11 protein-coding genes are annotated in these 5,955 nt (G+C 73.3%); 7 read left to right on the top strand and 4 right to left on the bottom strand.

Annotation, left to right across the window (positions count from 1 at the left end; translation table 11 throughout):
* A partial coding sequence (locus tag H5J29_RS18260; RefSeq protein ID WP_181782166.1) for a Type 1 glutamine amidotransferase-like domain-containing protein occupies positions 1-385 on the top strand: 385 nt, incomplete at its 5' end.
* On the opposite strand, the gene H5J29_RS18265 is transcribed toward H5J29_RS18260, so the two are convergent.
* Both H5J29_RS18265 and H5J29_RS18270 read right to left on the bottom strand, forming a co-directional pair.
* Positions 375-572 (bottom strand): hypothetical protein, encoded by a 198-nt coding sequence (locus H5J29_RS18265; RefSeq protein WP_181782175.1) that lies wholly within the window; start codon positions 570-572, stop codon positions 375-377. The genes H5J29_RS18260 and H5J29_RS18265 overlap by 11 nt on opposite strands.
* A gap of 84 nt (positions 573-656) precedes the next feature.
* Positions 657-1,280, bottom strand: coding sequence for a malonic semialdehyde reductase (locus tag H5J29_RS18270; RefSeq protein WP_181782167.1), 624 nt, complete (start codon positions 1,278-1,280; stop codon positions 657-659).
* 104 nt (positions 1,281-1,384) lie between these two features.
* Between H5J29_RS18270 and H5J29_RS18275 the strand changes: the two genes are divergently transcribed.
* From H5J29_RS18275 to H5J29_RS18295, 5 genes are read left to right on the top strand one after another with little or no spacing between them, the layout of a single operon-like run.
* Positions 1,385-1,696: a hypothetical protein gene (locus H5J29_RS18275; RefSeq protein WP_181782168.1), complete on the top strand. Its 312-nt coding sequence runs from the start codon at positions 1,385-1,387 to the stop codon at positions 1,694-1,696.
* 25 nt (positions 1,697-1,721) lie between these two features.
* The gene (locus H5J29_RS18280) at positions 1,722-2,327 is read left to right on the top strand and encodes a ribonuclease H family protein (protein ID WP_181782174.1); all 606 of its coding nucleotides are present in this window, start codon (positions 1,722-1,724) and stop codon (positions 2,325-2,327) included.
* 27 nt (positions 2,328-2,354) lie between these two features.
* Complete coding sequence (locus H5J29_RS18285) at positions 2,355-2,543, top strand: antitoxin VbhA family protein (protein ID WP_181782169.1); 189 nt, start codon at positions 2,355-2,357, stop codon at positions 2,541-2,543.
* Positions 2,540-3,109 carry a Fic/DOC family protein gene (locus H5J29_RS18290; protein ID WP_181782170.1) on the top strand — a complete coding sequence of 190 codons (570 nt, stop codon included), beginning with the start codon at positions 2,540-2,542 and terminating at the stop codon, positions 3,107-3,109. The genes H5J29_RS18285 and H5J29_RS18290 overlap by 4 nt, the downstream gene beginning before the upstream one ends.
* Positions 3,110-3,169: 60 nt before the next feature.
* The gene (locus H5J29_RS18295) at positions 3,170-4,159 is read left to right on the top strand and encodes an NAD(P)-dependent alcohol dehydrogenase (RefSeq protein WP_181782171.1); all 990 of its coding nucleotides are present in this window, start codon (positions 3,170-3,172) and stop codon (positions 4,157-4,159) included.
* Positions 4,160-4,247: 88 nt separating this feature from the next.
* Here the strand turns inward: H5J29_RS18295 and bfr are convergent, their stop codons facing one another.
* Positions 4,248-4,733, bottom strand: coding sequence for a bacterioferritin (bfr, locus tag H5J29_RS18300; protein WP_181782172.1), 486 nt, complete (start codon positions 4,731-4,733; stop codon positions 4,248-4,250).
* Positions 4,734-4,803: 70 nt separating this feature from the next.
* Positions 4,804-5,001: a (2Fe-2S)-binding protein gene (locus H5J29_RS18305; protein ID WP_181782173.1), complete on the bottom strand. Its 198-nt coding sequence runs from the start codon at positions 4,999-5,001 to the stop codon at positions 4,804-4,806.
* 81 nt (positions 5,002-5,082) lie between these two features.
* Here H5J29_RS18305 and H5J29_RS18310 point away from each other — a divergent pair.
* Positions 5,083-5,955: DNA polymerase ligase N-terminal domain-containing protein (locus H5J29_RS18310; RefSeq protein WP_312858293.1), on the top strand; the 873-nt coding region annotated here is incomplete at its 3' end.

Consider the following 5,955-nt stretch of genomic DNA (forward strand, 5'->3'; position numbering starts at 1 on the left):
CGGCCTGCTCGCCCTCGGCACCGCCGTCGCGGCGGGTGCCCGGTACGGCGGGGCCAGCGCGGGCGCCAACCTGGCCTGCCCCACGATCCGCACGACCAACGACATGCCGATCGTCGAGCCCGCGGGGTTCGCGGCGCTGGACCTGGTCGACTTCCAGATCAACCCGCACTACCTCGACCCCGTGCCCGGCTCGGTGCACATGGGGGAGACGCGGGAGGAGCGGATCCGGCAGTTCCACGAGGAGAACGCCGTCCCGGTCGTCGGGCTCCGGGAGGGCGGGCGGCTGCGGGTCTCCGACGGCGCGGTGACGCTGCGGGGCAGCGCCCGCGTGTTCCGTCGAGGTCAGGACCCCGAGGAGCACGTCGACGGCCCGCTCAGCCTCTAGGGACCGCCAGCCGCAGGCCCACCTCGACCAGCAGCCAGCCGGTCCGCTCGCGGACCCGGCCCGGCCTTCGCCGCGCCCGTCTGGCCTCGTGGCGCAGCCGGGCGCGCACCACCTCGCGACGCAGGTCCGCATGCCGCTCGCGGACGAGCCCGTCGAGGACGAGAGGGTGCGAGAGCGGACCGGTCACCGGGACAGTGGTACGCGTCGACCCACCTTGGGGGCCACCGGTTTTCGCCCGCGGCGGAGGTCGTCCGCCGCGGGCGAACGGGGCTCACGCCCAGCGCACGACGTCCTCGTGGTCGAGCCGGGGCAGGCGCGGGAACCAGGGGTTCTCGCCCGGGTGCCCCACGTTGACCACGAGCAGGGCCCGCTCGCGACCGCCGGGGAAGAACTCGGCGGTGACGGCGTCGGCGTCGAAGCCCGCCATCGGTCCCGTGGCCAGGCCGTGGGCGCGCGCGGCGAGGAGGAAGTAGCCGGCCTGCAGGGTCGCGTTGAAGCGCGCCATGGGCTCCCGGCCCTCGCGTCCGGACGCCTCGAAGGAGTCCTTCATCTCGGCCCGGGCGGGGAAGGTCTTCGGCACGAACTCGTGGAAGTCGAGGTCCGCCGCGAGGATCGCGACCACCGGTGCGGCCTCCGCCTTCGCACGGTTGCCCTCGGACAGCAGCGGGACCAGCCGTCGCTTGCCCTCCTCGGTGCGGACGAAGGTCACCCGCAGGGGCTGCGTGTTCGCCGCGGTGGGCGGCCACTTCGCGAGGTCCCAGACCGCGGCCAGGGTCTCGTCGGAGACCGGCTGGTCCGAGAAGCTGTTGGAGGTCCGGGCGTCCGTGAAGAGCGCCGCACGACCCGCGTCGTCGAGAACGGGGAGCCCCGCGGGGGCGTCGATCTGTGTCGTCACGAAACGATGCAACGCTCAACGACGTCCGCGGCTTCCCGGAACGCGGGTGGTGATGATCACGGAGGCCGCGTCGACCTTCGCGAACCGGACACTAGGATCGCCCCGTGCCTCGTCTGAAGCTCGCCCTCGCCGCGTCCGTCCTCACCCTGGCCCTCGCGGGCTGCGGGGGAGGGGCGTCCAGCACCGACTGCGGGCTCGACGGCTGCACGGTCACCTTCCCGCGCTCCGGCGAGGCGGCCGTGTCCGTGCTCGGCATCGAGGCGCGGCTGGTGAACGTGCAGGACCAGGTCGCGGAGATCGTCGTCGCCGGGCAGCAGGTCCGGGTGCCGGTCGGCGCGGAGACGGAGGCCGCAGGGTTCACCGTCGGCGTCGTGAGCGTGACCGACACGGAGGTCGTGGTCCGGGTCCGTCCCTGAGGGTCGTATCCTCCCTGCCGTGCCGATGACCGCGAAGTACGCCACCACCTGCGGCGTCTGCTCGAAGCCCGTCCAGCCCGGCGAGGAGATCGCCAAGTCCGGGGAGCGCTGGGGCCACGCGGCCTGCGCCACCGAGGCGGCCGCGGCACCCACCCCTCCCGCGAAGAAGCGCCCGGCCCGGCCAGACATGCCGGCGATCGAGGGCGCGCTCGAGGTCTGGACGGACGGCGCGTGCTCCGGCAACCCCGGCCCCGGCGGCTGGGCCTGGGCCACCCGCGACGGCCGCCAGGCCGCGGGCGGGGAGGCGCCGACCACCAACCAGCGCATGGAGATCAGGGCCGCCCTGGAGGCCGTCCGGGCGCTCGACGGGCCGTTGGTCGTGGTCAGCGACTCGACCTACGTCGTCAACTGCTTCCGGGACGGCTGGTGGAAGGGCTGGATCGCCCGCGGCTGGGTCACCAGCGCACGCAAGCCGGTCGTCAGCCGGGACCTGTGGGAGCCGCTGGTCGAGCTGGTCGAGCGGCGCGGCGACGTCTCGTTCCGGTGGGTCAAGGGACACTCCGGGGACGAGATGAACGACCTGGTGGACCGGCTCGCCGTCGAGCAGTCGAAGTCGGCCGCACCCGCCTGACGCAGGGTGTCCGGTATGCTCCCGCACGTGCCGCTGACCGAGAAGCCGCTCGCGCCGCCGACCTGCGCCGAGGCGGTCGCCATCGCGCTGGGCTCGGTCCGGGCCGAGGGGCTCGAGCCGAGCGAGTTCGGGCACACGGTGCTCTCCGCGATGGCCGAGGGCGAGATCGACGCGGACGAGGCCTGCGCGCGGTTGCGGGCGCACTACCGGCGTTGAGCTGGGATCCCTATCTCGACCTCGCCAGCGGTGTCCTCCGCAACCGGCTCGGTCTGGCCGATCCCGACGCGCTGGCGCTCGCCGAGGCCGAGTTCACGGCGACCCGCATGGTCGCGCTGCAGCGTTCACCCCTCCCAGGTGCCTACGACCTTCCGCACCTGCAGGCCTTCCACTGGCACATCTTCGGGGACGTCTACTCGTGGGCCGGACAGCTCCGCACCGTGCGGATCGGCAAGGGTCGCGCGTTCTGCCCGCCCGAGGAGCTCGAGCACCGGGCCGCGACGCTGTTCGACGGCCTGGCCGCCGAGGGGCACCTGCGGGGGCGGGACCGCCGCGGGACGGTCGCCGGGCTGGCGGACCTGCTCGCCGGCGTCAACGACCTGCACCCCTTCCGAGAGGGCAACGGCCGCGCCCAGCGGGCCCTCCTCGGGCAGCTCGCCGAGGACCGCGGGTACCGGATCCGCTGGGACGCACTGGATCCCGCCGAGAACGTCGCCGCCTCGGTGGCGGCGGCCGAGGGCGACGTCACACCGCTGCGGGCGATGCTGGACCGCCTGGTCGCCTGACCCGATCTCAGGGTTCGTCCCTGATGTCGCGTTCTCCGCGGAGCCCTAACGTCCTGCGACATGAAGGCGATCCGGCAGGACCGGTACGGCGGCCCCGAGGTGCTCGCACTGAGCGAGGTGCCCGATCCCGTCCCGGGACCGGGCGAGGTCCTGGTCCGGGTACACGCCGCGTCGGTGAACGCGGCGGACTGGCACATCCTGCGCGGCGACCCGTACCTGGCCCGGCTGGTCGCGCCCGCGGTGTTCGGCAGGCACGGCCCGCGCAGCCCCGTCGGCGGTCACGACGTGGCGGGGGTCGTCGAGGCGCTCGGCCCGGGTGCGACCCGGTTCGCGGTCGGCGACGCCGTCCTGGGCGACGTCGGTGACGGCGGCGGCGCCTTCGCCGAGCTCGTGAGCGTGGGGGAGTCGCTCCTGGTGCCCAAGCCCGCGAGCCTGTCCTTCGAGCAGGCCGCGGCCCTGCCCCTCGCCGGCACGACGGCGCTCCTGCTGCTGCGGTCCGCCGAGGTGCGGGAGGGCTCGTCGGTCCTGATCGTGGGCGCCTCGGGTGGCGTGGGGACCTACGCGGTGCAGCTGGCCGCGGCATGGGGCGCGGAGGTCACCGCCGTCTGCAGCGCACGGAACATGGAGCAGGCGCGGGCGCTCGGCGCCACCCACGTCGTCGACCGGACCCGCACAGGACTCCCGGCCGAACGTTATGACAGTGTCGTGGATCTCGCGGGCCGGTACCGGCTACGAGACCTCCTCCGCCGGACCGCGCCCGAGGGGGTGCTGGTCCTGTCCGGGGGCGGGATCTCCGAGGGCGGCAGTCTCGTGGGTCCGATGGGCCTGATGATCGCGGGGAGGCTCGCCGGGCTGCGCGGCCGACCCCGGGTCGCCGTCCCGACGGCTCGGGCCGGGGACGGTCTGGCCGAGGTGGTCGCGCTCGCCGCGGCGGGCACGCTGCGCCCGGTGATCGAGCGGACGGTCGCCTTGGCGGAGGTGGCCGCGGCGATCGAGCACATGGAGCGCGAGCACACCCGGGGCAAGCTCGTGGTGACGGTCCAGGCGTAGGGGCCCCGGATCGTCGTAACTGTCATAACGTGGATTATCGGCTCGACGGACGACGCCGACCGACGGGCGTGATGACAAGCCGCGCCGGTCAGCCCGGAGTCGGCGGCTGGTCCACCAGCTGGGCCAGGTAGAGCTGCTCGCCGAGCCGGTCCATCAGCTCGAGGTTCGTCTCGATGTAGTCGATGTGGTGCTCCTCGTCGGCGAGGATCTCCTCGAACAGGTTCGCCGTCGTCATGTCGCCCTTCGAACGACACATCGCGATCCCGGGCCGCAGCCGCTGTACGACCTCCAGCTCGATGGCCAGGTCGGACTGCAGCTGCTCGCGCACCGAGGTGCCGATCCGCAGCGTCCCCAGGCGCTGGTAGTTCGGCAGGCCCTCCAGGAACAGGATCCGGTCGGTGATCTTCTCGGCGTGCCGCATCTCGTCGATGGACTCGCTCCTGGTGTACGCGGCGAGCTTGGTGAGGCCCCAGTTCTGCTGCATCTTCGCGTGCAGGAAGTACTGGTTGATCGCCGTCAGCTCGCTGGTGAGCTGCTCGTTCAGCAAAGCGATGATCTCGGGGTCCCCGCGCATGGCGGTGAGGCTAGTGTCCCCGGCCACACCGGTTCCACCAAGGACCGGCTGACGATCGGGCAGGCTGCCCTCAGGCCGAGAGCGGCAGGTCCGAGATCGCCGACGGCGCGAGCTCGGCCGCCAGCAGCACGTCGAGCCGGTCGAGGCAGGTGCCGCAGCCGGTGCCCGCCCCGCACGCGTCCCCGATCTGGTCCACGGTCCGGGCGCCCTCGCCGATGTGGTCGCGCAGCTCGATGTCCGTGACGGCGAAGCAGAGGCACACGTACATGAGGTCGCCCTTCGGTGAGGTGAGCCTATGCTGACATTCGATCATCGTCGCCGGCAAGCCCCGACCCAATAGGCTGGCCGGGTGCCGCTCGACGAGTACCGCCGCAAGCGCGACCGGCAGCGCACGCCCGAGCCCGTCCCGGACGAGGATCCGCAGGTCACGGGCGTCGGCGACCGGTTCGTGATCCAGGAGCACCACGCCAGGGCGCTGCATTGGGACCTTCGTCTCGAACGCGACGGCGTGCTGGCCTCGTGGGCCGTGCCCAAGGGGCTCCCGGTGGACACCGAGACGCTTCGGCTCGCCGTCCGCACCGAGGACCACCCGATGGAGTACCTGGAGTTCTCGGGGGACATCCCGCGGGGTGAGTACGGCGGCGGCACGATGACGATCTGGGACTCCGGCCGCTACGAGACCGAGAAGTGGTCGGACCGCGAGGTCGCCTTCCGGCTGCACGGCGAGCGGGCCCGCGGGCGGTACGTGCTGGTCAAGAGCAACCGGGACCGCAAGGACGGGTGGCTGCTCAAGCGCTCGGACCGCACCGACACCGCTCCCCTCCCCCACGACACGGCCCTCATGACCGGGGTCCCCGGCGAGCTCCCGGCCGGCGGCGACTGGCTGCTGCAGGTGCGCTTCGGGGGCCGCCGGGTGCTCGTCGAGATCGACGGCGGCCGCACCCGCGTCACGGCGGACGGCGACGAGCTGACCGTCAGGTCCCTGGAGGGCCTCGGCCCGTCGGTCGGGGCCACGGCCATGCTGCTCGACGCGGAGCTCACCGGGGCGGGCGAGCTGTGGATCGGCGACCTGCTGTTCCTCGACGGCCGCGACACCTGCCCACTGGGCTTCGCGGACCGCCACACGCTGCTCGAGGAACTGCCGCTCGCCGGGCCGCACTGGCGGCTCGCCCCCGTCTACCCGGGCGGGACCGGCACGGCGGTCCTCGACGCCGTCCGGAAG

This window comes from Pseudonocardia pini (assembly GCF_013870575.1).
Lineage (GTDB): Bacteria > Actinomycetota > Actinomycetes > Mycobacteriales > Pseudonocardiaceae > Pseudonocardia > Pseudonocardia pini.